Raw genomic sequence first — 24,354 nt, forward strand, 5'->3', positions numbered from 1 at the left:
GAGTGCGGGACGGGCGGCGGGGCCGGTTGGGGGGCCGGCGCAGGCGACCAGTCGGTGGCCCCGGAAGGGCCCGCGCGCGGCCGTCCCCGTGGTGACTCCTCATCACGGCGCGCGCCCCACGCGGGCTCCGTGTCCTCTGGAGGAGTACGGCGATGCCTGGCTCCCGACTCAGGCGGCCAGACACGGTGATCACCCTCCATGACACCTCCTTGTCCCGCTGTCCTATCACTCCTCGGGACGAGGATCCGGCGAACCGTGATCGCTGTGACTGGAGGGGCGGAATTCAGCGGATGCGTCCGGCGAGCACGGTGGCGGACAGGCCGATTCCGGCCATGAGCAGCGAGATCACCACGAACCCGGTGGCGATCTCGGCGGAGGAGTGCCCGATCAGGTTGACCAGCGCCCCGGCGACGCCGATCGCCAGTGCGGAGCCCAGCATGTCCGTCACCGACAGCGCGGCCGAGTTCGCCCCCTGCTCGTTGACGGGCGACTGCTTGAGCGCCGTGACGCTGACGGTGGTCATCCCGAAGCCCATCCCGAACCCGGCCACCACCCACGCGGGCGCGGCGATCCACCCCGTCACCCCCGGCATGACGGAAAACAGGCAGACCAGGATCGAGACCGTCACGGCCGCCGCGCCCAGCCGAATCCTCCGGTACGGCTCCCCGGCACTCCTGCTCTGCAGGTACGACCCCGCGGACCACCCCAGGGCGCCGGCCGTCAACGCCATCCCCGCCTCCCTCAACTGGAACGACTTGACCTCCTCAAGCGCCAGCGGGATGAACGAGTTCACCCCGAAGAACGAGGCCGAGAACAGCCCCCGCATCAGCACGGTCGTGGGCAGCCCCCGCGCGAACCGCAGCGCGCCGGGAGGCAGCAGCCGATACAGCCCGTACCCCATGGACGCCAGCCCCACCGCGGTCTCGGCGGCGCCGGACACCGGGTACAGGTGCAGCCGGTCCACCCCGTGCAGCAGCACACCGGCCCCGAAGGCCGTCGCGGTGGCGGCCAGGGTCATCGCCAGCGGCCTCGACCGGGGCCCCCCGGACGGCGACTCCTCCGCGTCGGAACGCCGCCGCAACGCCGGTACGAGCATCGCCAGCGCGGGCAGGACCAGCGGGATGATCCCGTAGAAGACGTATCGCCAACCCCACTGCTCGCCGACGAAGCCCGCCACGGCGGGCCCCACCATGGCCGGCACCACCCAGGCGGCGGAGATGGCCGCGAACGCCTTGGGCTGGACGCCGGCCGGGTAGACCCGCGCGATCATCACGTACAGCGCCACCACGCAGGCTCCGGCCCCCAGCCCCTGTACGGCCCGCGCCACCAGGAACAGCACCGCCGACGTGGCCGCCCCCGCCAGCCCCATGCCGACCACGAAGAGCATGACTCCGGCGACGAACGGCACCGCGTAACCACGCCGGTCCGCCCAGAGCCCGGCCACCACGTTCGCGAACAGGCTGGCGATCAGAAAGGCGGAGAAGCTCACCCCGTAGAGGTCCAGCGCGTCCAGCTCGTCGGCGATGTCCGGCATGACCACGCTGACCGACATGCCCTCGAACGCGATCAGCGTGACCACCAGCACGATGCCGATGGTGGCGCTGCGGTAGGCGGGGCCGAGGAGACGGGATTCACGGGGAGTGTCGGTTGCTTTAGGTGCTGTCACCTACATATCGTAATTTGCCGGAAACCTGGGCGGTCGTCGGTACACCGCCCACATCTCGCGCATCCGCCGTGCCTGCCCCCGCGTGAACTCGGACATGCACGCGTCGTGGCCGTAGTCCATGAAGTTGTGCAGCGGGTCACGGCCGGCGAGCCCGCACGTGTCCTTGCCGGGGCGGCACGTGTCGGTCGGCCTGGCCTCGGCCGGGGTGTCCTCGATGCCGTCGCCCGGCACCTCGCACCCGTTCTCGAATGTGTGGAACAGCCCGAGCCAGTGCCCGATCTCGTGTACGCCGGTGAAGCCCCGGTCGTAGTTGCTCATCACGCCACCGGGCAGGCTGCGCCAGTCGATCACCACGCCGTCGAGGACCGGCTCGCCCGCGTACCAGTAGGGGTAGGCGGCGAAGCCCAGCATGTGCTTGCTGAGCTGGGCGACGTAGAGGTTGAGCGTGTCGGAACCGCCCTGGTGCAGCGCGTCCTTCATGGCCCGCTCGTGGCCGACCGGGTCGGCGAACCAGGTGGCGTTCCGCCTGACCGAGATGCCGTCGAGCCGGAAGCGCACACCGGTGTCCACACCGCCGTAGGCGCCGCCGTACGCGGCGTTGAGCACGTCGATCTGGGCCCTGATCGCCCGGTCGGAGACCGGGCGATCAGCCTCGGCGAGGACGTGCACGCGGGTCGGCACGGTGAACTGCGCGGGCGGCGTGCCGCCGGCGAGGCGCCTGCCGATCTCGGCCATCACCTTGGCGACGTCTCCTGGCACGGGCGAGCGTGGGGCCGGCGAGCGCGGCGCGGGCGCCCGCGAGGCGGTGCACTCGGCGGCCACGGCGGGCCGGAGTGGCGACCCGAGTCCGGTCACGAGCAGGCATGCCAACGAGACGGCGGTCACACGCCGGGCCATACGGTCTCCCCATGACGGTATGAGCTGGTCTGGGTACTGACCGTAGCCTTACCGGGCGGGATTACCGCTCAGCAACACTCACTGCTTGTCGTCGCCGTCGCCGCCACCCACGGGCAGCCCCTCGTAGATCTCCTTGCACTCGGGGCACACCGGGTATTTCTTCGGGTCGCGGCTGGGCACCCAGACCTTGCCGCACAGGGCGCGGATGGGCGTGCCCGTCACCATGCTCTCGGTGATCTTGTTCCGGTCCGCGTAGTGCGCGAAGCGCTCGTGATCGCCGTCGCCGTGCGACGTCTTCGGCGTGGTCTCCTGCTCTGGGAGGATCTTCGTGCTCACCCCATCGAGTTTATGCCCGTCCGCGAGCGCTCCCCCACAAAGCAGTACGGCCCCCGCCGCGTGGCGGGGGCCGTAATCGCCGGCGGTCAGCCCATGTGGACCGGCGCGCCCTCGGTCTTCCTGCCGGCCCTGATGAACAACGTCAGCACGGCGGTCAACAGTGCGATGCCCGTGCTCACCAGGAAGGCGATGTGCATGCCGTCCATGAAGGAGAGGTGCACGGCGTCGGTGATCTGCTGCGGCACTCCGGGCGGCGCCATGCCGAACGCGGCGGCCTTCTCCAGCGCCGTCAACTGCTCGCCCGGGATCCCCTGGGCGGCCTGGCCGAGGTGGCCGGGCAGCCTGCTGGAGATCTCGGCGGCCATCACGGCGCCCAGGATCGCGGTGCCGAGCGCGCCGCCGACCTGCATGGCCGACTGCTGCAGCCCGCCCGCGACGCCGCTGAGCTCCACGGGGGCATTGCCCACGATGATCTCCGTAGCGCCTACGAACACCGGCGAGAGGCCGAAGGCGAGCAGGACGAACGGGATGCCGCTCTCGATGAACGACGCGTCGATGGTGAGCTGGGACATGAGGAACATCGACAACGCGGTGATCAGCAGGCCGGCCCCCATCGTGATCTTCGGGCCGAACCTGCCGATCGCCATGCCCGCCAGCGGCGAGGCGAGGATCATGCCGGCGCTCATCGGCATCATGCGCAGGCCGGCCTCCAGCGGGGACAGGCCGTGCACGCCCTGGAAGAAGAAGCCCAGAAAGAACATCGCGCCGAACATCGCGAACGCCACCATCATCATCAGCACCGTGCCGATGGAGATCGACGCGTTCCTGAAGAGCGACAGCGGCACCAGCGGCTGCTTGCCGATCTTCTGGGCGCGGCCCTGCCAGAAGATGAAGGCGCCGATCAGCACCACGAACGCGGCAAGGAAGGTCAGCGTCGTGCTGTCCCCCCAGCCCCACTCGGGCGCCTTGATGATCGTCCAGACCAGCGAGAACATCGCACCCGACAGCAGCAGCACGCCGAGCCAGTCGATCCTCGCCATGGTCTGCGAGCGGTTGTCCTTGATCAGGAAGATGCCCATGAGCACGGCGATGATGCCGACGGGCGCGTTGATGAAAAAGACCGACTCCCAGCTGACGTTCTCGACCAGCACTCCGCCCACGATCGGGCCGGCGGCGCTGGACAGGCCGATGATCGCACCCCAGGCCCCCATCGCCTGGTTGAGCTTCTCACCGGGGAACGCGCTGCGCAGCAGCGCCAGCGCGGCGGGCTGGAGCAACGCGCCGAACAGGCCCTGCAGCACCCGCAGGCCGATCAGCGCGCCGATCGGTGAGAGCCCGGGAATGACGTCGGCCAGTTCGGCGCTCAAACCGATGCCCACCGAAGAGACGGCGAAGCCCGCCACACCGATCAGGAAGATCCGCTTGTGCCCGAACAGGTCTCCGAGCTTGCCCGCCGTGATCAGGAAAACCGCCAGCGCCAGCAGATAACCGCTGGTCACCCACTGCAAGTCGGACAGTGACGCTTTCAGATCGGCCTGGATGACCGGGTTGGCGATGCCCACGACCGTGCCATCGAGCATCACCATGATGACGCCCAGGCAGACCGCCAGCAGCACGAGCCACGGATTTCCCCCGGTCCCCGGCTTCGCCCTGCCGGGCGATGACGGCGCGTCGACCGCCTTCGCGTGAGCCATGAAGTCCCCCTAAGTACACAGACAGCCCCGCACCGGGGCATAGATCCCGTAGATTCCCAGTAATCTATGTCAGTCGATGACTAATGACAACCGACTTTTATCCGGCATGCTATGACTTATGGCACACTGTGACAGTTAGATGTCGAGGGGGTGACCACTGTGGGTCTGCGGGAACGCAAAAAGGAAAAGACGCGCCTGGCGATCCTGGACGCGGCGCTCGATCTGATCCTCGAACAAGGATACGAGTCGACCACCATCGAGCAGATCGCGGGGGTCGTGGAAATCTCCCCCCGGACCTTCTTCCGCTACTTCACCAGCAAGGACCATCTCGTGCTGTGGTTCCACGAGCACACGGAGGAGATCATGCTGGAGACTCTCGCATCACGCCCGCCGGATGAGCCCCCCTTCACCGTGCTCATGCACGCGCTTCGCGAGATGCTGAGTGATCTGGAGTCTTCAACGCCCGAGGACGCGACGAGGTTCCTGAAGTTGCGCCAGATCTTCGACCAGTACCCCCATCTGGTCGGGCAGTCGGTGGCCAGGGGCGCGCAGACCGAGCGCCGCTTCGCCGAGGTGGTCGCCGCCCGCCGGAGCACCGACCCGGACGAGGACCAGCTCGCCCACCTGATCGTCGCGTTCGCCATGTCCACGTTGCGGGTCGGTTCCGAGTGCCCGAACCGGGAGGGGACCATACCCGAGATCACCAGCCGGATCGCGGAGACCATGGAGCTGGCCGAGCGCTCACTCCGGCCCGGCTGGGACGTCCAGCGCCCGGCCCAGCCCGCCTGATCAAGCCCTGCCGATCTGGGTCCGGCCGATCTGGGTCCGGCCGATCTGGGTCCGGCCGATCTGGGTCCGGCCGATCTGGGTCCGGCCGATCTGGGTCCGGCCGATCTGGGTCCGGCCAATCTGATGATCGTCAGTTCATCGTGGGGTCGTCCGGGCACGTGGCCACGAAGGCGAGTTCGCCGCGCTGCCGTCGCAGGACGTAGCGCCAGAGTGCGCCCGGGTCGGCATGGAAGGTGTCGCCGACCTCGGAGTCGACGACGTACCAGGCGCCCTCGGCGATCTCGCTCTCCAGCTGTCCCGTCGACCAGCCCGCGTAACCGGCGAAGATGCGCATCTGCGCGATCTCGCCCTGCAGGATCTCGGGCGGCGCGTCCAGGTCCACCGTGCCCAGCCGGGAGACGGCCGGGGTCCCCGCGTGCAGCCTGCGCCAGCCCAGCGGCTCCTCACCGCTCGGGACCGCCGCCAGCGCCAGCGCGCTGTCCGTCTGTACGGGCCCGCCCTCGAAGAGCACGGACGGCCCGGTCACCAGCGGATCCCACACCGGGAGCACCTGGGTCACAGAGATGTCACTTGGCCTGTTGAGCACCACGCCGAGGGTGCCGCCGTCGTGGTCGTGTTCGAGGACGAGCACGACGCTACGCCGGAAGTTGGGGTCGTCAAGAAGCGGCGTCGCCACCAACAAACCGCCGACGTAGATCGCTTCCGCCATACATCCATCATGAAGGTTCATTGGGGGTCTGCGCTCCCCCAGTCGGTTGATGTTACTTTTCGCGTTCACTTGGGCACTTTACGTAGCAAAGATCACAGTGGGGGGAGCGCATGCGCATTAGTACCTGTTTCGTGCTGGCAGTCCTGCCGATGGCCGCCGTGCTCCTCCTCCCCGCCGCGGCGTGGGCGTGGCCGTGGCCGCGGCCGGACTCCGGCGACCCGTTCACGATGACCGTGGACGACGCCGGCTGCCGCTCCGGCGAGGTGGCCGTCAGGTTGCACAACCAGACCCGCCAGCTCGTCCGCTTCGACCTCAAGGCCGACTCCGTGAGGGTGGCGACCGGCTCGATCCCGGCCCGCGAGACCGTCGTCAGGCACGTCCCCGTGAGGAGGGGCAGCCAGGCCGAGATCGAGGCGTACTCGGTCAGCGAGAACGAGGCCGACACCCTGATCGACTCCACCCGGGCCGAGAATGACTGTCCCTGGGGCCACCAGCGCCACGGCCACCTCCCCTACACGGGCCCGCCCGCCGACCTGATGGGCAAGCTGGCCACGGGCGTCGGCTTCGTGGTGATGGGGGCCATCCTGTGGTGGTACGGCTCGATCTGGCCGCGCTCAGCTCCCTGAGCCGGGCACGACGAACGCACCCGCCCGGGCGGCGACCAGCGTACGAGCCACCGACTGCTCGGCGACCTCGCGCGTCACCGGCTCCCGTGTGACCACCAGGCGGTAGTAGAGCGGGGCGGAGACCGCACGGACCACCTCCGCCCCGTCGGTCCCCTCGGGCAACTCCCCCCGCTTGACGGCCAGGTCCACGGCGCCGGCCCACTCCGTGATGCGGCGCTGATAGAAGGCCCGCAGGGCGTTCTCGGCCTGCCCGTCGCAGGTCGCGGCGGCGATCACCGCCTGGAACGTGGCCCCGAGCCGCCCGTCGGTGACCGCGTTCAGCACGCTGACGGCGTTGGCCAGCAGGTCGCCCTCGATCGTGCCCGTGTCGGCGTGCGACGAGGACTGGTCGGCCAGCTCCGACATCAGGTCGGTGACCAGACCGGCCCTGCTTCCCCAGCGCCGGTAGACCGTCGTCTTGCCGACGCCCGCCCTGGCCGCGACCTGATCCATGGTCAGGCCGTGGAAACCGTACTCGACCAGCTCATCCTGGGTGGCGTCGAGTACGGCGGCGCGCACCCTCGCGGTGCGGCCCCCGGGCCGCACGGTTCCCGCAGAACGGGAAGGTTGTTCCATCAAGGCTCCTCGTCGTACTACCGCCCCATTTTAACGGGAATATCCTCCCGTTAGGGGATGACATGGCCGGTAGCGCCTGGTGCTGCTCATGGCCGCTCACGGCGGATCACCGGCCGGTTCCAGCGAGCGCCCCTGATCGGCATGGCGCCGCTCAGGACGTTCCTGATCGGCGTGCCACTGCTCGGGCGCTTCCTGGGGTGGCGCCGCTAGGGCGCTTCCTGGGTTGGCATGGCGCCGCTCGGGCTCTCCTCGGGCTCTCCTCGCGCTCGCGGGAGGGCTGGCGACCTCGCCGGGGGTTGCTACCGGGGGCGGCTCCACCGCCGTCGTCACGCCGGACGGGCTCTCGCTGTCGACCAGGTGTCACGGAAGGGCCGCTCGGGGTGGGCGCCGCGGCTGAACGAGGTGCCGATGCCGGCGGGGCCCACCTTTGGCGACATTCTAGGGGGATTTTTCACACAATCGGTGGGCATTTTTTGCGAACGCGATCCATTCGGTGAGGCGTTCGGCAATACCGAACCGCTGTGCGCTAGGGTGCGATCTGTGGGAGAGACGATTCAGTCGGTAGAGCGGGCCGCCGCGATCCTCCGGTTGCTCGCCTCCGGCCCCCGCCAGCTCGGGGTCGCCGAACTGGCCAGGGCACTGGGCCTGCCGAAGGGGACGCTGCACGGCATCCTGCGCACGCTCGTCCACGTCGGCTTCGTCGAGCAGGACGAGACCACGGGGAAATACCGCCTCGGCGCCACGTTGCTGCACCTCGGCAGCAGCTACCTCGACGTCAACGAGCTGCGCACCCGCGCCATCAACTGGGCCGACGCGCTGGCCGGCCGCAGCAGGGAGAGCGCCTGGATCGGCACCCCGCACGAAGGCCACGTGCTGGTGATCCACCACGTGTTCCGGCCCGACGACAGCATGCAGACCCTCCAGGTCGGCACCTACCTGCCCACCCACGCCAGCGCCCTGGGCAAGGTCCTGCTCGCCCACGACCCGTACGGCGAGGCGCCCGCGCCTCCCCTGCAGCCGCACACCAAGAAGACGCTCGTCGACCCCGCCGAGCTGGACAGGGAGCTGGACCTGGTCAGGACGCGCGGCTGGGCGGCCGAGATGGAGGAGCTGGTCGAGGGCGAGGTGGCCATCGCCGCGCCCATCAAGGACCCGCGCGGCATCGTGGTCGGCGCCATCGGCATCCGCGGCGCCGTCGAAAGGCTCGCCCAGGACGGCCACCTGCACATGGAGTACGTCTCATACGTGCGCGACGCGGCCCGCGCGATCACCCGAGACCTGGCCCGATGACTTGAACACCCACCAGCCACCACATAGCATTCGTTCGGCATTGCCGAACTAGACCTAGCGAGGAACCGTGCCTCGACAGCACTACGTCGCCGCCATCGACCAGGGCACCACGTCCAGCAGGTGCATCGTCTTCGACCAGCCAGGCAACATCATCTCCGTCGCCCAGCGCGAGCACCGCCAGATCTTCCCCAAGCCGGGCTGGGTCGAGCACGACGCGGACGAGATCTGGCAGGCCGTGCAGGTCGTGCTGGCCGAGGCCGTCAGCGGCGCCGGCATCGAGGACGGCCAGATCGCCGCGCTGGGCATCACCAACCAGCGCGAGACCACCGTGTTGTGGGATCGGGAGACCGGCCGCCCGGTCTGCCCCGCGGTCGTCTGGCAGGACACCCGCACCGACGCGCTCACCCGTGCCCTGGCCGAGCACGAGAGCCTGTTCAAGGAGCGGGCCGGGCTGCCCCTGACGACCTACTTCGCCGGGCCCAAGATCCGCTGGCTGCTCGACGCGTACGAGCTGCGCGAGCGCGCCGAGCGCGGCGAGGTGCTGTTCGGCACGGTGGACAGCTGGCTGCTGTGGAACCTCACCGGTCGCCACATCACCGACGTGACCAACGCCAGCCGCACGATGCTGATGAACATCCACACGCTGGCCTGGGACGACGACCTGCTCGCCGCGCTGGGCGTGCCGCGGGCGATGCTGCCGGAGATCCGCCCGTCCGCCGAAATCTACGGCCGTACCCAGAACGGCGTGCCGGTGGCGTCGGCGCTCGGCGACCAGCAGGCGGCGCTGTTCGGGCAGACCTGCTTCGCGCCCGGCGAGACCAAGAGCACTTACGGCTCGGGCAGCTTCCTGCTGATGAACACCGGCCAGGAGCCCGTCCGCTCCAAGCACGGCCTGCTGACCACGGTCGGCTACCAGATCGGCGACGGACCGGCCACCTACGCCCTGGAGGGCGCGATCGCGGTGACCGGGTCGCTGGTGCAGTGGCTGCGCGACAACCTGGGCCTGATCTCCAGCGCGGCCGAGATCGAGACGCTGGCCAAGACGGTCGACGACAACGGCGGCTGCTACTTCGTACCGGCGTTCTCCGGATTGTTCGCGCCGCACTGGCGTTCGGACGCGCGCGGGGTGATCGCGGGGCTGACCGGATTCGTCAACAAGGGGCACATCGCGCGGGCCGTGCTGGAGGCCACCGCGTGGCAGACGCGCGAGGTGGTGGACGCGATGAACGCCGACTCGGGGCTCGACCTGACCACGCTGCGCGCCGACGGCGGCATGACCGCGGACAACCTGCTCATGCAGACGCTCGCGGACGTGCTCGCGGTGCCGGTCATCCGGCCGATGGTGGCCGAGACGACCGCGCTCGGCGCGGCCTACGCCGCCGGGCTGGCGACCGGCTACTGGCCCGACATCGACAGCCTGCGCGCCAACTGGCACAAGGCCGCGGAATGGCGCCCCGCGATCGACGAGCCGGCCCGTGCGCGCGAGTACCGCAACTGGAAGAAGGCCGTCGCCCGCACCCTCGACTGGGTCGAGCAAGAGGGAGATCCGGAATGACGATCGCGACCGGCATCGAGCGGGCGGAGACCCGCCATGAGCTGTCCACCGCCACCTACGACCTGCTCGTCATCGGCGGTGGCATCCTCGGCACGTCCGTGACCTGGATGGCCGCGCAGGCCGGGCTGCGGGTGGCGATGGTCGACGCGGGCGACTTCGCCGGCGCCACCTCCAGCGCCTCGTCCAAGCTCGTCCACGGCGGCCTGCGCTACCTGCAGACCGGCAACGTCAGGCTGGTCGCGGAGAATCACCGAGAGCGCCGCGCCCTGGCCGCCGACATCGCGCCGCATCTGGTCAAGCCGCTGACGTTCGTGGTGCCGATCTACAAGGGCGGGCCGCACGGCGCGGCCAAGCTCGGGGCGGGCGTGTTCCTGTATTCCGCGCTGTCGGTGTTCGGGGACGGCATGGGCAGGGTGATCACGCCGCACCAGGCCATGGCCCGCGTGCCGGCGCTGCGCAGCGAGGGTCTGCGCGCCGCCGCCGTCTACGGCGACCACCAGATGAACGACAGCCGCGTCGCGGTCATGACCGTGCGGGCCGCCGTGGACGCGGGCGCGGTCGTGCTCAACCACGCGGAGGTCCTCGGGCTGCGCAAGACGGGCGGCACCGTGACGGGCGCCGACCTGCGCGACCGGCTCGACGGTACGGAGTTCGGCGTGTCGGCCCGCCTCGTGCTGAACGCCACCGGGCCGTGGGTCGACCACCTGCGGCGCATGGAGGACCCGGACGCGGCGCCGAGCATCCGGCTGTCCAAGGGCGCGCACCTCGTCATGCGCCGCCACGAGCCGTGGAAGGCCGCGCTGACCACGCCGATCGACAAGTACCGGGTGTCGTTCGCCATCCCGTGGGAGGACCATCTGCTGCTGGGCACCACGGATGAGGCGTACGAGGGCGACCCGGCCGCGGTGTCCGCCACGGAGGCCGACATCGCGCAGATCCTGGACGAGGCCGGGCACGCCGTGCGCGACTCGCAGCTCAGACGCGAGGACATCACGTACGCCTTCGCGGGCCTGCGCGTGCTGCCCGGCGGTCCCGGCGAGGTGACCGCGGCCAAGCGGGAGACCGTGCTGAGCCGGGGCACCGGCGGCATGTTGTCGGTCGCGGGCGGGAAATGGACGACTTATCGCCATATAGGCAGGCACGTGTTCGACATGCTGGCCCACCTGCCCGGGCGGCCGCTCGGCGACGACCTGGCCGACATCCTGCCCGCCGTGCCCCTGCCCGGCCTGGCCAGCCCCGACGCGGTGGCCATGCGCCTGTGGACCGACCGCGATCCGGGGGCGCGCATGGATCCGCTGGTGGCCCGGCATCTGGCCACGCACTACGGGTCGATCGCGTTCGACCTGGCCCGGCTCATCCGCGAGGATCCCGCGCTCGGCGAGCGCATCCACCCCGGCGGTCCCGACATCTGGGCCCAGGCGGTCTACGCGCGCGACCGCGAGTGGGCGGCCACGGTCGACGACGTCGTACGCCGCCGCACCACCCTCACCGTCCGCGGCCTGGACACCCCTGACATCCGCACCCGCATCGCAACCCTCCTCACCTGAGCCCACCACCGAGCCATCCACCCTTGAGTCGTCCAGGCCATCCGACCTGAGCGTCGCGCCCCGGGGCATCCGTCCTGGGATGTCCCGGTCTGTGGGCATTCTCCGGCGCCGCGGAGGTGGCCGGGGCGCTCAGCGGGGAAGGGGGTGGGCATGTGCACTCCCATGAACGAAGCCCTGCTCAGGCACTTCAGCGACCTGCGCGACGGCACCCACGGCCCGGCCGTCTCGCGGGAGGAGAAGGAGCGCGTCTTCATCACGGCGGTCCAATACCTGGACCCGGTGGCGCGCGCGGTTCTTGACGAGGCCAACGCCGACCTGTTGCTCGGCACGGGGGATGTGGTGGCCAGCGGTGTCACCAGGTCACAGGAGGGCGGGCTCAACGCGATGTGGTCACTGACGTGGCGGGAGCAACGCCAGAGCGGCGTCCAGCCGATCGCGATCGTCGCCCACTACGGCATGGACTTCCACCACCCGCACCTGCGCGGCAACACCGTCGGCGACTGGCCACTGAACGTCTTCACCGAGACAGACGCCGAAGCCCAGATCAACACCCTCCGCACGATAGCCGCCGGCGACGCCCACAACCTGGTCTTCCAGGACACCTACCGCCTGATGCCCGCCACCACCAAACACCACCACCAACCAGCCCACAAACCCGCGTAACCCTCCCACGCCGCAGTCAACCACCCAGCCGGCCAACTGTGCGCCGTGACGGCGGCCCGCCACGTGCGGGTCAGCGGCCGTCCCCTTGGAGGCCCTCAGCCACGTGCGGCGGTTGGCGTGCCGCCGGCCCCGCCGTAAAAAATGAAAGACCTCATGATTTAAAGATCTACGCCTCGGTGAAGCCGCGCGCGCGCCCGCCGGCGGACTCTCGGACGGCCGCGGCGACGGCGCCCGCCACATCCGGGTGGAACACGCTGGGGATGATGTAGTTGGGACCGAGTTCTTCCGGCGTGACGACGGCGGCGAGCGCGCCCGCGGCGGCGAGCAGCATCTCCTGCGTCACCCCGCCCGCCTGCGCGTCCAGCAGCCCCCGGAAGACGCCAGGGAAGGCGAGCACGTTGTTGATCTGGTTGGGATAGTCGGAGCGCCCGGTCGCCACCACGGCGGCGTGCTCGCGAGCGTCGTCAGGCGACACCTCGGGCTCCGGGTTGGCCAGCGCGAACACCACCGCGTCCGTGGCCATGCTCGCGATGTCGTCGCCGGTCAGGATGCCGGGCGCGGACACCCCCACGAACACGTCGGCGCCCTTGACGGCCCCGCGCAGGTCGCCCGAGTAGCCCTCGGCGTTGGTGTGCTCGGCGATCCAGCGCAGCGAGTCGTCGAGGTCGTCGCGCCCCTTGTGCACGGCTCCCAGGTAGTCGCACACGATCACGTTGCGCGCCCCCGCGGCCAGCAGCAGCCGCAGCACGGCGTTGCCGGCCGCCCCTGCGCCGGCCATGGTGATCTTGACGTCCTCCATGGCCTTGTCGACGACCCGCAGCGCGTTGGTGAGCGCGGCCAGCACGCAGATCGCGGTGCCGTGCTGGTCGTCGTGGAAGACCGGGATGTCGAGCAGCTCGCGCAGCCGGCGCTCCACCTCGAAGCAGCGCGGCGCGCCGATGTCCTCCAGGTTGATCCCACCGAACCCGGGCGCGATCACCTGCACCGTGCGGACGATCTCGTCGACGTCCTGCGTGTCCAGGCAGATCGGCCAGGCGTCGATGCCCGCGAACCGTTTGAACAGCGCCGCCTTGCCCTCCATGACCGGCAGCGCGGCCTCCGGCCCGATGTTGCCGAGGCCGAGCACCGCCGAGCCGTCGGTGACCACGGCCACCGTGTTGCGCTTGATGGTCAGGCGCCGCGCGTCCTCCTTGTTGCGCGCGATCGCCATCGACACCCGCGCCACACCAGGGGTGTAGGCCATGGACAGCTCGTCGCGGTTGCGCAGCGGCACCTTCGACTTCATCTCGATCTTGCCGCCGAGATGCATGAGGAACGTGCGGTCGGACACCTTGTGGATCACGACGCCGTCGACCGCTTCGAGCTGGTCGACGATGGCCTGCGCGTGATCGGTGTCTCTGGCGGCACAGGTCACGTCGATGCGGAGCTTTTCGTGGCCCGCGTTGGTGACGTCGAGGGCGGTCACCACGCCCCCGGCCGACTCGACGGCATGGGTGAGCTGGCTGACGGCCTTGCCGCCTGCGGGCACCTCGAGCCGCACGGTGATGGAGTACGACACACTCGGGACGGTCGCCACGTCAATCGCTCCTTCGGGACTGACCAAGAATGCCTCCCATGTTAGGGGGAGTTTGGTCAATCCACCGCCTCGGCGGCCGTGACGATCAACTCGACGCAGGTCGGAACGGGAATGGCGGTGCTGTCCAGAACGAGATGATAGAGGCTGGGATCAGTGGGATCGGCCTTGTAGAAGTGGCGTACGTAGGCCGTCCTGGCCCCGTCGTTCTCCTCGATGATCCGGCGGGCCTCGCGCTCGCTCAGCCCGCCCAGCGTGGCCGTCTGCCGGATCCGGCGCTTGACCGGGGCGTCCAGCCTGACGTGCAGCGCGCCGGGATGGTCGGCCAGCACCAGCGCCCCCGCCCGGCCCAGGAACACGCCGCCCTGGTTGCGGGCCGTGTCCCTGAGCATGCGTTCGGTACGCCGGACGAACTCCTCGGGCGCCAGCGGCATCACCCCGGGGACGTACATGTCCACGCCCCCGAAGGTGACCGTGGGCAGCCGCATCGCCCCTGACAGCAGCCTGCCCAGGCCGCGCTCGGCGCGGTCGTCGTGCGCCAGCGCCTCCTCCAGCGTGCAGCCCAGCTCCTCGGCCACGGCGTTGGGGATCGCACGGTCGACGAAGGGCACGCCGAGTCGCTCGGCCACGGCCGGGCCGATCTGGCTACCAGCCGTACCATATGCCGCCGATATCGTGACAACCCGCATATAACCAGGCTAAAACAGCGCGCTCGCCAAAGCTCTACGCGCTTTCGCCAAAGATGGGTCGTCGGCCGGCAATGTGTCGAACAAACCGAGCAGGTGGCGCCTGGCGTGGTCGCGCTCGTCGCCCGACGTGCGCTTGACCACGGCGATGACCCGGTTGAACGCCTCGTCGACCGAGCCCGAGAGCATCTCCAGGTCGGCCGCGAGCAGTTGCGCGTCGATGTCGGCCGGATCCTGCAGGCGCCGCTGGACGTCGGCCGGGTCGGCCGCCTCGGCCCGCTTGATCAGGCTGACGCCCGCGAGCCCCATCTTGGCGTCCTCGTCGCCGGGAGCGCGGGCCAGCAGCCGCTGGTAGGCCTCCATCGCCGCGTCGAGGTCGCCGCTGTCGATGGCCTGCTCGGCCGCCACCATGTCGGGGTCGGCGGGCGGCCCGGCGGGCGCCTCCTCCTGCTCGCCCTCCGCGGCGGGCGGGCGGGCGTCGGGGTTGGCCTCGTAGAACTGCTCGACCGCGCCCATCAGCTCATCGAGCCACCGGCGCACCTCCTGCTCGGGCAGCACCTGCTGGAAGCCGGTGACCGCCTGCCCCTGGAAGATCGCCAGCACCGTCGGCACCGCCTGCACGCGCAGCGCCTGCGCGATCTGCGGGCTGGCGTCGACGTTGACCTTGGCCAGCACCGCTCTGCCGCCGAGGTCGCCCACCACCTTCTCCAGCACCGGGCTGAGCTGGGCACTGCCCGGCGCCCTCGGCGACCAGAGGTCGAGAACGACCGGCAGCCGCATGGACCGGTCGATGACGTCGGTCGTGAACGTCTCCTCGGTCACGTCGACGACCGACTCCGACGAGGCCGCCTGGGGACCTGCCTCCCGCCGGGCCTGCGCCTCCAGTGTCTGCTTGCGCGCGCCCAGATCCACCGCTCCGTAGAGCGACCCGGGCCTAGAGAAGTCCGCCATGCTCTTCATCTTGCCGCATGGACGGGACAGCGAAGTCACCCGCCGCCACTCGTAGCGTGCGCAGCTGGTCGAACAGCCGCTGGAGTTCGTCATCGGCGTACATCGTCAGGCCGAATTCTGCGGCCATCAGGTCGTCCGTCGCCCGGCGTACGACGTCCCGCCCGGCGTCGGTGATCTCGGCGAGTACGCCGCGCCCGTCGCGCGGATTCGGGAGCCGGCGGACGAATCCAGACCTCTCCAGCCTGTCCACCGTGTTCGTGACGCTGGTGGGGTGAACCATGAGACGTTCGCCGATCTTCGACAGCGGCAGCGCTCCCGCCTTGCTGAAGGTCAGCAGGACCAGGGCCTCATATCGGGCGAAGGTCAGGTCATAGGGCTTCAGAAGCGCGTCAAGTTGTGACAAAAGTATTTGATGCGCCCTCATGATCGAGGTCACGGCCGCCATGGCGGAGGACGGCCCGAAGTGGGCGCGCCAACTCTCCGCCGCGCGGTCGATCGGGTCGAACGGCAGGTTGAGCGCCTTCTGCTGAGACACAGCGCTACGGTAGCGCGCCGGTCGTCCCGCTTCGTCTGGTCACCCTCGGCGACAGGCTTCCCCGCTCGACCAAGAATACGGACATCAATCATCACGCTCAGTTATGGTTCTCCTACGAATGGTGACGCGGAAGCCAAGTCCATGAGCCTGTGGGGACCGGCCGGACTGAACGTTTCGCCTTGCCGAGGGGCACGGGGGGTGCTTGATGAACTTCAACGGGAAAAAGGGTGCGTGAGCACGCGGGCGTTTCACGAGAGGAGCTGAAGCAGAGCGCGGCCGTCACGGTTGCCGTGCTGCTGGCTGTCGGCCTGGTCGCGGCGTGGAACGTCCTGATACCTGGCGTGGACGCGTGGGAGAACATCGTGGCCGCGGTCATCGGCTCGCTACGGCTGACCGGGCCCGTGGCGGCGGCGTTCGCCGCGTGGGTGGCGCTGCGCAAGCGCAAGGCGCTGCGCGGCCGTTCGCTCACGACGTGGCGGGCGCTCAAGGCGCCTTTGGCGATCATGGTGGTCGTGCTGGGGTCGTTCGGGGCCACGGTGCTGGTGCTGGCGGTCAAGACGGTGCTCACCGACCAGGCGGGCCGGCTGAGCCTGTCGGGGCTCGGCATGGGCATGGCGGGCCTGGCGCTCTATTCGGTGATCGGGTGGCTGGCCGGTTGGGTGCTGCCGAGGGCCTTCACGCCGCCGCTGGCCGGGCTGGGCTGCTATGGGGCGTTCTCGTGGCTGGCCGACGACCGCGGGTGGGCCGACAAGCTGGCGCCGGGCACCGGGGAGCCGTACGACCTGTTCCAGGGGCTGAGCGGGGCGCCGTTCTTCGACCAGACGATCTGGCTGCTCGGCGTCACGACGGCGCTGCTGCTCGGCTGGGCGGCGCTGGTGACCAGGCAGGCGCTCGTTCTGGCGTGCGCGCTGCTGGCGGTGCTGGCCGCGGGGATGGGCGTGTCGCGGGTGCTGGCCCAGCCGAAGCCGGCCGCGGCGAAGGAGACCGACTACAGCTGCCATGACTGGCCGATCACGGTGTGCGTGCATCCGGGCATGCGGGCGGGGCTGACCGAGCTTGGGGCGGCGTTCACGCAGATCGCCTCGCGGCTGGCGGGCACGCCCGCGGCGTTCACGCACGTGGAGCAGCGGCCGCTGGAGGAGGAGCTGAAGCCGGCCAACGGGCTGGCGCCGATCCACGTGCCCGATCTGTCCGCGGGATTCGCGGAGGAGTCGGCGTACGAGTACATCGAGTCGCTGGCCGCGCGGTGCCACGGCACGGTCGCGGACGGATACCGGGACATCGTGATGGCCTGGCTGCGCGGCGAGCCGCTGCCCGGGGGGCCGCTGCCCGAGCACCAGTACGCCGCGTCGTGGTTCTCCTCGCTGAGCGAGCACCAGCGCAGGGAGTGGCTGCGGATGTTCTTCAGCGACTTCCAGAGCTGCCGGCTGTCGAGCACCCACTTCGGCGGCGGGCCCGCCCGGGCGGAGACGCCGCCGTCCGCGCCTCAGGCCCCGGTGCCGACCCCCACGTCGAGCCCGCGGTCCAGCCCGCAGTCCAGCAACGTCTATCCGGTGTATCCCGATCGGAGCGGCACGCCCACGTCCACCTCGACGCCGGACACGCGCGGGCCCGCGCCCACGGCCGGGCGGTCGCAGGACGCGACGGAGGGCGGCTGGGTGCCGGGCATGTCGGCGGCCGGCTGGCACGGGGAGCCGCCGCTGCTCGTCTCGGGATCGGAGCCGTCAGGTACGGAGACCCCCGGAGCCACCCCCGGACCGGCCGCGCCTGGAGCCGAGACGCCGGAAACGGTTCCGGAATCGGAGATGTCACCAAAGGGCTGGCACTGATGATCGACGAGCGGGTAGTCATGCTCGCATGACGACTTCCCGTACGACGCCGCCCGACGTAAGTCCCGGGCGGCGCCGCAGGTGGCGATACGTGGCGGGGTTCCTGGTCCTGGCGGTCCTGCTGGTGGTGGCCGGCCGGCTGGCCTGGACCTGGCTCAACCCGCTGGGCGAGCAGGTCATCGACCGCAGCCAGCCGGTGCTGCTGCAGTCCATCAAGGACATGAGCAGGTTCGAGGCCGCGACGGGGAACTTCCAGGTGGTCGTGGACCTGGAGAAGGACGCGAACTTCCTGCCCGACGCGATCAAGGGCACCCGTACGCTGTTCGTCGGCGCGGGCGGCGTGGACGCCTACGTCGACTTCTCCGCCATGGCGACCGACGCCGTGACGGTCTCGGAGGACCGCACCCAGGCCACCGTGCGCCTGCCGCGCGCCCAGCTGGAGAAGCCCAACCTGGACAACACCCGCTCGTACGTGTTCGCGCAGCAGCGTGGCCTGTTCGACCGGGTCCAGGACTTCCTCTCGGGTTCGCCAGGCGACCAGCGGGAGCTCTATCTGCTGGCCGAGAAGAAGATCAGTGAGGCGGCCGTGGCGAGCGACCTGCGCACCAGGGCCGACGCCAACACCAAGGCCATGCTCTCGGGCATGCTCAAGTCGCTCGGATTCTCCAAGGTCACGGTGAAGTTCACCGACGAGCCTTAGGCCCCTGTGCGGCTTCCTAGGTATCTCCCTGCTGTCCATACGCCCGGAGATAAGGCATACGCCCGATGTGCCGCGGAAGGCCTTAGGAGCAACCTCGAAAGTGCGGAGACAAGGACACGAGCACAGGAGCATTCGGATGAACGCCGAACTCGAATACACCGTGATGCAGCACCACGCCGACGAACTCCGGCGGGCCGCCGCCGAGCGGCGGCGCGTACACGAGGCGCTGAGGAGCGCCCGGCCCGAGCGCAGGCACCGCTCGGTCTTCGCCAGGTTCCTCGCCTCATGACCGCCCACAAGCAGCCCGGCCGCATCCTCCCTCGCGGCCGGGCTGAACCGCCCCCTTAGCGGGGCGTCGTTCGGGATCGAATCCTGGTCGATCCGCACGGAGCAGGGGCGCCCCTAACGCTTGGGGACGGTGAGGAGGAGGGCGTCGCCCTGTCCGCCGCCGCCGCACAGACCCGCCGCGCCGAGGCCGCCGCCCCGCCGCCTCAGCTCGTACGCCAGCGTCAGCACGATCCGGGCCCCCGACGCCCCGATCGGGTGGCCGAGCGCGATGCCGCCGCCGTTGACGTTGACCTTGTCCAGCGAGATCCCGAGCTCCTTGGCCGACTGCAGGACCACGCTGGCGAAGGCCTCGTTGATTTCGACCAGGTCCAGGTCGTCCGCCGTGACGCCCTGCTTCGACATCGCCTGCTTGATGGCGTTGGCGGGCTGGGACTGCAGGGACGCGTCGGGTCCCGCGACGTTGCCGTGCCTGCCGATCTCGGCCAGCCAGTCGAGGCCCAGCTCCTCGGCCTTCGACTTCGACATGACGACCACGGCGCAGGCGCCGTCGGAGATCTGGGAGGACGACGCCGCGGTGATCGTGCCGTCCGCCGCGAAGGCGGGGCGCAGCTTGGCCAGGATCTCGGGCGTCGTGTCACCACGCACGCCCTCGTCCTCCTTGACCACCACCGGCTCGCCGCGGCGCTGCGGGATCTCCACCGGGACGATCTCGTCCTCGAACACGCCGTTCTTGATGGCGGCGGCGGCGAGTTGGTGTGAGCGGGCCGACAGGGCGTCCTGCTCCTCGCGGCCGATGCCGAGCCTGGCGTTGTAGCGCTCGGTCGACTCGCCCATCGCGCACTGGTCGAACGCGCAGAACAGGCCGTCGTGCGCCATCGAGTCGATCACCTCGGACGGACCGTACTTGACGCCCTTGCGCAGGCCGGGCAGCAGGTGGGGGGCGTTGGTCATGGACTCCATGCCGCCGGCCACCACGATGTCGAACTCGCCCGCTCTGATGAGCTGGTCGGCCAGCGCGATGGCGTCCATCCCCGACAGGCACACCTTGTTGACGGTGAGGGAGGGCACGGTCATCGGGATGCCGGCCTTCACCGCGGCCTGGCGCGAGGGGATCTGACCCGCGCCGGCCTGCAGGACCTGGCCCATGATGACGTACTCGACCGCCTGCGGCGCCACGCCGGCGCGCTCCAGCGCCGCCTTGATGGCGATGCCGCCCAGCTCCACGGCGGGCAGCTCGGACAGGCTGCCGAGCAGCCTGCCGACGGGCGTGCGAGCTCCGGCGACGATGACGGACCTGGACATGGCAACGGCCTCCTGTTGTCGGCTTCTTTGACACGATACCCATGGGTAGGAGGACGTTCGCTATGGAGGTAGAGCACACATGTTCATGCGCATCGATCACGTCGGAATCGCCTGCCGGGACCTCGAGGAGAAGATCGCGTTCTTCTCGGAGACGTTCGAGCTGACCGTGGTGACCCGCGAGGTGAACGAGGAGCAAGGCGTGAAGGAGGCCATGCTGCACATCGCCGACGGCGAAGGTGGGGGCTCCTACATTCAGCTCCTGGAACCCCTCTCAGAGGACTCACCTGTGGGAAAATTCCTGGCAAAGCGGGGCGAGGGTGTTCACCATGTGGCGTTCGGCGTCCCCGATGTCGCCGAGGCCATGGCTAAGATCAACGAGAAGGGTGTGAGGCTGCTGGACGAGCGCCCCAGACATGGGTCGATGGGCTCGGAGATCGCGTTCCTTCATCCCAAGGATGTGGGAGGAATGTTGACGGAGTTGGTCCAGGCGGCCAAGCGCTGACAATTCGGAAAAAACGTCCATATGTAACTAGTCACGCAGAAAGTCGGACGGGGCTTCGCAGGTGGCACCAGCGGAGTACGCTTGACCTTCCACCGGACAAGGGGCCTGCCGCGAGGCACAGGCTCCACGTACGGATGCCCCGAACCCCCCCGTCCGGCCCGTGTAGCCGTCTCGACAACCCAGGATCGAGCCTCCATGCAGTCCGACATCGACGCCCAGCTCAACAATTTCTTCGAGGACGCCCCAGCACGCGAGTTCGACGTGGTGCTCCGTGGTTATGACCGGCACCAGGTCCACGACCACCTGAAGCAGCTCGACGGAGAGCTACGCCAGTCGCGCGAGCAGGTCGCCGGCCTGCAGCGCGATCTGTCCGACTCCCAGCGGCAGCTCCAGGAGCAGGAGCGGCCTACTTATTCCGGTCTTGGCGCGCGCATCGAGCAGTTGCTCAGGCTGGCCGAGGAGCAGGCCACCGAGCTCGTACAGGCCGCCAGGTCCGAGGCCAACGAGATCAAGGCCGCGGCCAAGGTGGAGGCGGCCGACATGCGTGCCGCCGCCGAGTCGGAGGCCGCGGACAAGCGCGCCCAGGCCACCCGCGAGAGCGACGAGATGCGCACCTCGGCCGAGCGGGAGGCCGAGGAGATCCGCTCCACCGCCCGCCGCGAGGCCGACGAGCTGACCAACACCACCGAGCGCGAGGCCGCCAAGCTGCGGGCCACCGCCGACCACGAGGTGGCGGAGAAGCGGGCCGACGCCGAGCGCGAGATCGCCAAGCTGCGCACCACCACCGAGCGCGAGGTCGCCCAGCTGCGGGCCTCGACCAAGCGCGAGCGCGACGAGGTGCTGACCACCGCCAAGCGGCAGGCCGACGAGATGCGCGCGCAGGCTCAGCGGGTGCTGGAGGAGTCGGAGGCCAAGCGGGCGCAGGACGAGGCCGAGTTCGAGATCCAGCTCGCCGCCCGGCGGGAGGAGGCCGAGCGCCAGGAGGCTGAGCGCCACGCCACCGCCCAGGCCGCCACGCACAAGCTGGTCGCCGAGGCCGAGCAGCGCGCCGCCACGGCCGAGTCGAGGGCCACGAAGGCGACCCAGCAGGCCGACCAGACCCGCCGCGAGGCCGATCTGCACGCCAAGCAGCTCGTCGCCAACGCGCGCAAGAACGCCGAGACGATCGTGTCGGAGTCCAAGTCGAGCGCGGAGACGATCGTCACCGAGGCCAAGAACGAGGCCGAGCGCACCCGCACGGCGATGCAGCGCCAGGTCGACGAGCTCACCCGCCAGCGCGACAGCATCACGAGCCACCTGGCGCAGCTGCGCCAGCTGCTCGGCGGCGCCGCGCTGCCGGGCCTGGAGCCGGAGCCCGCGGTCGCGGCGGCCGCGCCGAAGCCGGCGATAGCCGCGCCCGTGGTCGAGTCACCGGCTCCGGTGACGACGCCCGCGCCGAAGGTGGAGGCCAAGTCCGAGGACGACTCCGAGTGGTGGCAGGAATAGCCGGCGACCACACACGGGGGCACAGCGACAGCCGGCGGCTACACGGGGGCTGAGTGACGGCTGGAGAGAGCCTGGCGATCTGATGGTCGCTAGGCTCTCTCTTTGTTGCCGGGCCTGTACGGCCCGTCCTGCTTTGTCGCCGAGCTTTCGGGGAGTCACCCTTGTCCGCAGAAGCCGCGCCCTCCACCAAGGACGAGCCCACAGCGGTTCAGGACGACGAGGCCGCCCAGCCGTACGGGTTGCCGGGTAAGCCGCTGGCGCGGGGGCCGTTCCTGTTCGGCCTGGTCGGCGGGCTGGGGGTGCTGACCGCGATCGCCCTCGCCCAGATGGTCGTCAACTCGCTGAGCACGATCATCCTGGTCGTCGTGGCGATGTTCCTCGCCGTCGGGCTCAACCCGGCCGTCGAGGCGTTACAGCGTCGCGGCCTGGCCAGGCGGGGCGCGATCTCGATCGTGTTCGCCGCGGTCATCGTGGCGTTCACGCTGTTCGGGCTGGCGCTGGTGCCGCCGGTCAGCCAGCAGCTCACCGAGTTCATCGAGGCCGTGCCCGGCTACATCACCGAGCTGAGCAACCACCCGACCGTACGCAGGATCGACGCGGACTTCCAGATCCTGCCGCAGGTCAAGACGTTCGTGACGAGCACGCTCGGTCCGTCGCTGGCCACCGGCATCATGGGCGCCGGGCTCGTGGTGCTGAACGGCGTGTTCACCACGGTGACACTGCTGGCCCTCATGCTCTACTTCCTCGGCTCGCTGCACACGATCAAGGACTACCTGCTGAAGCTCGTGCCGGCCTCGCGCAGGACGCGGACCGGCGCGATCACCGAGCAGATCCTCTCCGGCATCGGCGGGTACGTCGCGGGCAACGTCCTGATCTCGGTCATCGCCGGCGTACTGACCTGGATCTTCCTGTCGATCGCCGACATCAGGTACGCGCTCGCGCTCGCGCTCGTCGTGGCCCTGACGGACCTGATCCCGCTGGTGGGCGCCACGATCGGCGCGGTGCTCGTGACGGGCGTGGCACTGTTGCAGTCGGTGCCCGCCGGGATCGCCTGCGCGATCTTCTTCGTGGTCTACCAGCAGGTCGAGAACTACCTCATCTATCCCCGGGTGATGAAACGCTCGGTGGACGTGACGCCGGCCGTGACGGTGATCGCCGCGTTGTTCGGCGGCGCGCTGCTCGGCATCGTCGGCGCCCTGCTGGCCATCCCGGTGGCTGCGGCCATCGCGCTGATCATCCGCGAGGTGGTGCTGCCCCGCCAGGACGGGGCCTGAACGGCGTGGTCAGGCCCGCGCATCGCCCAATTCGCTCCTGAGGAACTCGGCCACCGCCACGTTGAACGCCTCCGGCTGCTCGACCGCGCTCAGGTGGCCGGCCTTCGGGATGATCTCCAGCCGGCCGTCGGGCACGGCCCGCGCCATCGCCTCGGCGTCGGCGGGTGGCGACAACTCGTCCTCCTCCCCCACGACGACCAGCAGCGGCGCCTTCAGCGCGGCGAGCGTCGGCGAGGAGTCCGGCCGCGCGGCCATCGCCCGTTGCGCCCAGGCCACGGCCCCCGGCGGCGCGGACTGCACCAGCCCCTTGACCCGCCCGAAGACCATGGCCCGCCGCTCCTTGGTCGTCGGGCCGATGAGCCCCGGCAGCACCTCGCTGACCAGCACCTCGCTCCCGTCGGCCAGCACGGCCTGCGCGATGCGCTCTCTGTTGTCCCGCGCGGGGGGCGGGTCGGGGGCGGCCTTGGTGTCGGCCAGGATCACGCCGAGAACCCGGTCAGGGTGCCGGCGGCAGAACGCCATGGTCACGTAGCCGCCCATGGACAGCCCGCCGACCACCGCCCGGTCGATGCCCTCCGCGTCGAGCAGCCCGGCGACGTCGTCGGCCATCAGGTCGATGGACGGCTCGTCCTCGCCCAGCCGCGAGCCGCCGAAGCCGCGCAGGTCGGGGGTGATGACCCGGCACACCTTGGCCAGCCCTTCGCGCTGGGCCAGCCACATGGCGGACGACAGCGGGAACGCATGAAGCAGCACAACCGGGATCCCGGTCCCGGACGATCTCGTGTAGAGCTGCACGGACCACACGGTAGCCCGGTTCACGACGACAATCACTCATTGACGTA

25 protein-coding genes are annotated in these 24,354 nt (G+C 69.9%); 13 read left to right on the forward strand and 12 right to left on the reverse strand.

Translation table 11 applies throughout. From position 1 onward, the window contains the following. Positions 1–283: 283 nt before the first annotated feature. From ITP53_RS29010 to ITP53_RS29025, 4 genes are all read right to left on the reverse strand, one after another. Positions 284–1,666, reverse strand: a complete 1,383-nt coding sequence (locus tag ITP53_RS29010; protein ID WP_195898635.1) for an MFS transporter — start codon at positions 1,664–1,666, stop codon at positions 284–286. Continuing rightward, positions 1,667–2,563, reverse strand: coding sequence for a zinc metalloprotease (locus tag ITP53_RS29015; RefSeq protein ID WP_195898636.1), 897 nt, complete (start codon positions 2,561–2,563; stop codon positions 1,667–1,669). A 78-nt stretch (positions 2,564–2,641) separates the two neighbouring features. Further along, complete coding sequence (locus ITP53_RS29020; RefSeq protein ID WP_195898637.1) at positions 2,642–2,899, reverse strand: DUF3039 domain-containing protein; 258 nt, start codon at positions 2,897–2,899, stop codon at positions 2,642–2,644. Positions 2,900–2,985: 86 nt separating this feature from the next. Next, positions 2,986–4,593, reverse strand: coding sequence for an MFS transporter (locus ITP53_RS29025; protein ID WP_195898638.1), 1,608 nt, complete (start codon positions 4,591–4,593; stop codon positions 2,986–2,988). Between the two features lie 150 nt (positions 4,594–4,743). On the opposite strand from ITP53_RS29025, the gene ITP53_RS29030 reads away from it, so the two are divergent. Next, complete coding sequence (locus ITP53_RS29030) at positions 4,744–5,382, forward strand: TetR/AcrR family transcriptional regulator (protein ID WP_195898639.1); 639 nt, start codon at positions 4,744–4,746, stop codon at positions 5,380–5,382. A gap of 130 nt (positions 5,383–5,512) precedes the next feature. Here the strand turns inward: ITP53_RS29030 and ITP53_RS29035 are convergent, their stop codons facing one another. Next, positions 5,513–6,091 carry a YqgE/AlgH family protein gene (locus ITP53_RS29035; RefSeq protein WP_195898640.1) on the reverse strand — a complete coding sequence of 193 codons (579 nt, stop codon included), beginning with the start codon at positions 6,089–6,091 and terminating at the stop codon, positions 5,513–5,515. Between the two features lie 110 nt (positions 6,092–6,201). Between ITP53_RS29035 and ITP53_RS29040 the strand changes: the two genes are divergently transcribed. Continuing rightward, complete coding sequence (locus tag ITP53_RS29040; RefSeq protein ID WP_195898641.1) at positions 6,202–6,717, forward strand: hypothetical protein; 516 nt, start codon at positions 6,202–6,204, stop codon at positions 6,715–6,717. On the opposite strand, the gene ITP53_RS29045 is transcribed toward ITP53_RS29040, so the two are convergent. Then, positions 6,706–7,332 carry a TetR/AcrR family transcriptional regulator gene (locus ITP53_RS29045; RefSeq protein ID WP_195898642.1) on the reverse strand — a complete coding sequence of 209 codons (627 nt, stop codon included), beginning with the start codon at positions 7,330–7,332 and terminating at the stop codon, positions 6,706–6,708. The two genes, ITP53_RS29040 and ITP53_RS29045, sit on opposite strands and share 12 nt — an antisense overlap. A gap of 57 nt (positions 7,333–7,389) precedes the next feature. Here ITP53_RS29045 and ITP53_RS56240 point away from each other — a divergent pair, with 57 nt between their 5' ends. The 5 genes from ITP53_RS56240 to ITP53_RS29065 all read left to right on the forward strand — a co-directional run bounded on the left by ITP53_RS56240 (position 7,390) and on the right by ITP53_RS29065 (position 12,387). After that, the gene (locus ITP53_RS56240; protein WP_207756556.1) at positions 7,390–7,542 is read left to right on the forward strand and encodes a hypothetical protein; all 153 of its coding nucleotides are present in this window, start codon (positions 7,390–7,392) and stop codon (positions 7,540–7,542) included. A gap of 330 nt (positions 7,543–7,872) precedes the next feature. Next, entirely contained in the window at positions 7,873–8,622 is a 750-nt protein-coding gene (locus tag ITP53_RS29050) for an IclR family transcriptional regulator (protein WP_195898643.1), read from the forward strand. Between the two features lie 67 nt (positions 8,623–8,689). After that, a complete protein-coding gene (glpK, locus tag ITP53_RS29055; RefSeq protein ID WP_195898644.1) occupies positions 8,690–10,177 on the forward strand; it encodes a glycerol kinase GlpK in 1,488 nt (495 codons plus the stop codon). After that, positions 10,174–11,724, forward strand: a complete 1,551-nt coding sequence (locus ITP53_RS29060; RefSeq protein ID WP_195898645.1) for a glycerol-3-phosphate dehydrogenase/oxidase — start codon at positions 10,174–10,176, stop codon at positions 11,722–11,724. The genes glpK and ITP53_RS29060 overlap by 4 nt, the downstream gene beginning before the upstream one ends. 150 nt (positions 11,725–11,874) lie before the next feature. Next, positions 11,875–12,387, forward strand: coding sequence for a hypothetical protein (locus tag ITP53_RS29065; RefSeq protein WP_236051285.1), 513 nt, complete (start codon positions 11,875–11,877; stop codon positions 12,385–12,387). Between the two features lie 166 nt (positions 12,388–12,553). On the opposite strand, the gene ITP53_RS29070 is transcribed toward ITP53_RS29065, so the two are convergent. From ITP53_RS29070 to ITP53_RS29085, 4 genes are read right to left on the reverse strand one after another with little or no spacing between them, the layout of a single operon-like run. Further along, entirely contained in the window at positions 12,554–13,963 is a 1,410-nt protein-coding gene (locus tag ITP53_RS29070) for an NAD-dependent malic enzyme (RefSeq protein WP_195898647.1), read from the reverse strand. A gap of 56 nt (positions 13,964–14,019) precedes the next feature. Further along, complete coding sequence (locus ITP53_RS29075; protein ID WP_195898648.1) at positions 14,020–14,649, reverse strand: cytidylate kinase-like family protein; 630 nt, start codon at positions 14,647–14,649, stop codon at positions 14,020–14,022. A 9-nt stretch (positions 14,650–14,658) separates the two neighbouring features. Continuing rightward, positions 14,659–15,597, reverse strand: coding sequence for a tetratricopeptide repeat protein (locus ITP53_RS29080; protein ID WP_195898649.1), 939 nt, complete (start codon positions 15,595–15,597; stop codon positions 14,659–14,661). Further along, entirely contained in the window at positions 15,581–16,132 is a 552-nt protein-coding gene (locus tag ITP53_RS29085) for a MarR family winged helix-turn-helix transcriptional regulator (RefSeq protein WP_195898650.1), read from the reverse strand. Before ITP53_RS29085 ends, ITP53_RS29080 begins: the two co-directional genes overlap by 17 nt. Positions 16,133–16,359: 227 nt before the next feature. On the opposite strand from ITP53_RS29085, the gene ITP53_RS29090 reads away from it, so the two are divergent. The 3 genes from ITP53_RS29090 to ITP53_RS29100 all read left to right on the forward strand — a co-directional run bounded on the left by ITP53_RS29090 (position 16,360) and on the right by ITP53_RS29100 (position 18,950). Continuing rightward, on the forward strand, positions 16,360–17,961 hold the full coding sequence (locus ITP53_RS29090; RefSeq protein WP_195898651.1) for a hypothetical protein: 1,602 nt from the start codon (positions 16,360–16,362) through the stop codon (positions 17,959–17,961). A 28-nt stretch (positions 17,962–17,989) separates the two neighbouring features. Then, positions 17,990–18,661, forward strand: a complete 672-nt coding sequence (locus ITP53_RS29095; protein WP_195898652.1) for a DUF4230 domain-containing protein — start codon at positions 17,990–17,992, stop codon at positions 18,659–18,661. Between the two features lie 136 nt (positions 18,662–18,797). Continuing rightward, entirely contained in the window at positions 18,798–18,950 is a 153-nt protein-coding gene (locus ITP53_RS29100) for a hypothetical protein (RefSeq protein WP_195898653.1), read from the forward strand. Positions 18,951–19,063: 113 nt separating this feature from the next. Here ITP53_RS29100 and ITP53_RS29105 read toward each other — a convergent pair whose 3' ends face one another. Then, the gene (locus ITP53_RS29105) at positions 19,064–20,251 is read right to left on the reverse strand and encodes an acetyl-CoA C-acetyltransferase (RefSeq protein ID WP_195898654.1); all 1,188 of its coding nucleotides are present in this window, start codon (positions 20,249–20,251) and stop codon (positions 19,064–19,066) included. Positions 20,252–20,330: 79 nt separating this feature from the next. Here ITP53_RS29105 and mce point away from each other — a divergent pair, with 79 nt between their 5' ends. The 3 genes from mce to ITP53_RS29120 all read left to right on the forward strand — a co-directional run bounded on the left by mce (position 20,331) and on the right by ITP53_RS29120 (position 23,512). Continuing rightward, complete coding sequence (mce, locus tag ITP53_RS29110; RefSeq protein WP_195898655.1) at positions 20,331–20,753, forward strand: methylmalonyl-CoA epimerase; 423 nt, start codon at positions 20,331–20,333, stop codon at positions 20,751–20,753. Between the two features lie 195 nt (positions 20,754–20,948). After that, positions 20,949–22,238 carry a DivIVA domain-containing protein gene (locus tag ITP53_RS29115; protein ID WP_195898656.1) on the forward strand — a complete coding sequence of 430 codons (1,290 nt, stop codon included), beginning with the start codon at positions 20,949–20,951 and terminating at the stop codon, positions 22,236–22,238. Between the two features lie 161 nt (positions 22,239–22,399). Then, the gene (locus ITP53_RS29120; protein WP_195898657.1) at positions 22,400–23,512 is read left to right on the forward strand and encodes an AI-2E family transporter; all 1,113 of its coding nucleotides are present in this window, start codon (positions 22,400–22,402) and stop codon (positions 23,510–23,512) included. A gap of 9 nt (positions 23,513–23,521) precedes the next feature. Here the strand turns inward: ITP53_RS29120 and ITP53_RS29125 are convergent, their stop codons facing one another. Further along, positions 23,522–24,331 carry an alpha/beta fold hydrolase gene (locus ITP53_RS29125; RefSeq protein ID WP_328816118.1) on the reverse strand — a complete coding sequence of 270 codons (810 nt, stop codon included), beginning with the start codon at positions 24,329–24,331 and terminating at the stop codon, positions 23,522–23,524. Positions 24,332–24,354: the final 23 nt, after the last annotated feature.

The organism is Nonomuraea cypriaca, assembly GCF_015645445.1.
Taxonomy (GTDB): domain Bacteria; phylum Actinomycetota; class Actinomycetes; order Streptosporangiales; family Streptosporangiaceae; genus Nonomuraea; species Nonomuraea cypriaca.

Bases quoted from the DNA above. Each gene is read 5' to 3' on its own strand.
- ITP53_RS29040 (WP_195898641.1), top strand. From the start codon at position 6,202: ATGCGCATTAGTACCTGTTTCGTGCTGGCAGTCCTGCCGATGGCCGCC.
- ITP53_RS29035 (WP_195898640.1), bottom strand. From the start codon at position 6,091: ATGGCGGAAGCGATCTACGTCGGCGGTTTGTTGGTGGCGACGCCGCTT.
- ITP53_RS29025 (WP_195898638.1), bottom strand. From the start codon at position 4,593: ATGGCTCACGCGAAGGCGGTCGACGCGCCGTCATCGCCCGGCAGGGCG.
- ITP53_RS56240 (WP_207756556.1), top strand. From the start codon at position 7,390: ATGACATGGCCGGTAGCGCCTGGTGCTGCTCATGGCCGCTCACGGCGG.
- ITP53_RS29115 (WP_195898656.1), top strand. From the start codon at position 20,949: ATGCAGTCCGACATCGACGCCCAGCTCAACAATTTCTTCGAGGACGCC.
- mce (WP_195898655.1), top strand. From the start codon at position 20,331: ATGTTCATGCGCATCGATCACGTCGGAATCGCCTGCCGGGACCTCGAG.
- ITP53_RS29015 (WP_195898636.1), bottom strand. From the start codon at position 2,563: ATGGCCCGGCGTGTGACCGCCGTCTCGTTGGCATGCCTGCTCGTGACC.
- ITP53_RS29100 (WP_195898653.1), top strand. From the start codon at position 18,798: ATGAACGCCGAACTCGAATACACCGTGATGCAGCACCACGCCGACGAA.
- ITP53_RS29095 (WP_195898652.1), top strand. From the start codon at position 17,990: ATGACGACTTCCCGTACGACGCCGCCCGACGTAAGTCCCGGGCGGCGC.
- ITP53_RS29075 (WP_195898648.1), bottom strand. From the start codon at position 14,649: ATGCGGGTTGTCACGATATCGGCGGCATATGGTACGGCTGGTAGCCAG.
- ITP53_RS29080 (WP_195898649.1), bottom strand. From the start codon at position 15,597: ATGGCGGACTTCTCTAGGCCCGGGTCGCTCTACGGAGCGGTGGATCTG.
- ITP53_RS29060 (WP_195898645.1), top strand. From the start codon at position 10,174: ATGACGATCGCGACCGGCATCGAGCGGGCGGAGACCCGCCATGAGCTG.
- ITP53_RS29065 (WP_236051285.1), top strand. From the start codon at position 11,875: ATGTGCACTCCCATGAACGAAGCCCTGCTCAGGCACTTCAGCGACCTG.
- ITP53_RS29045 (WP_195898642.1), bottom strand. From the start codon at position 7,332: ATGGAACAACCTTCCCGTTCTGCGGGAACCGTGCGGCCCGGGGGCCGC.
- ITP53_RS29105 (WP_195898654.1), bottom strand. From the start codon at position 20,251: ATGTCCAGGTCCGTCATCGTCGCCGGAGCTCGCACGCCCGTCGGCAGG.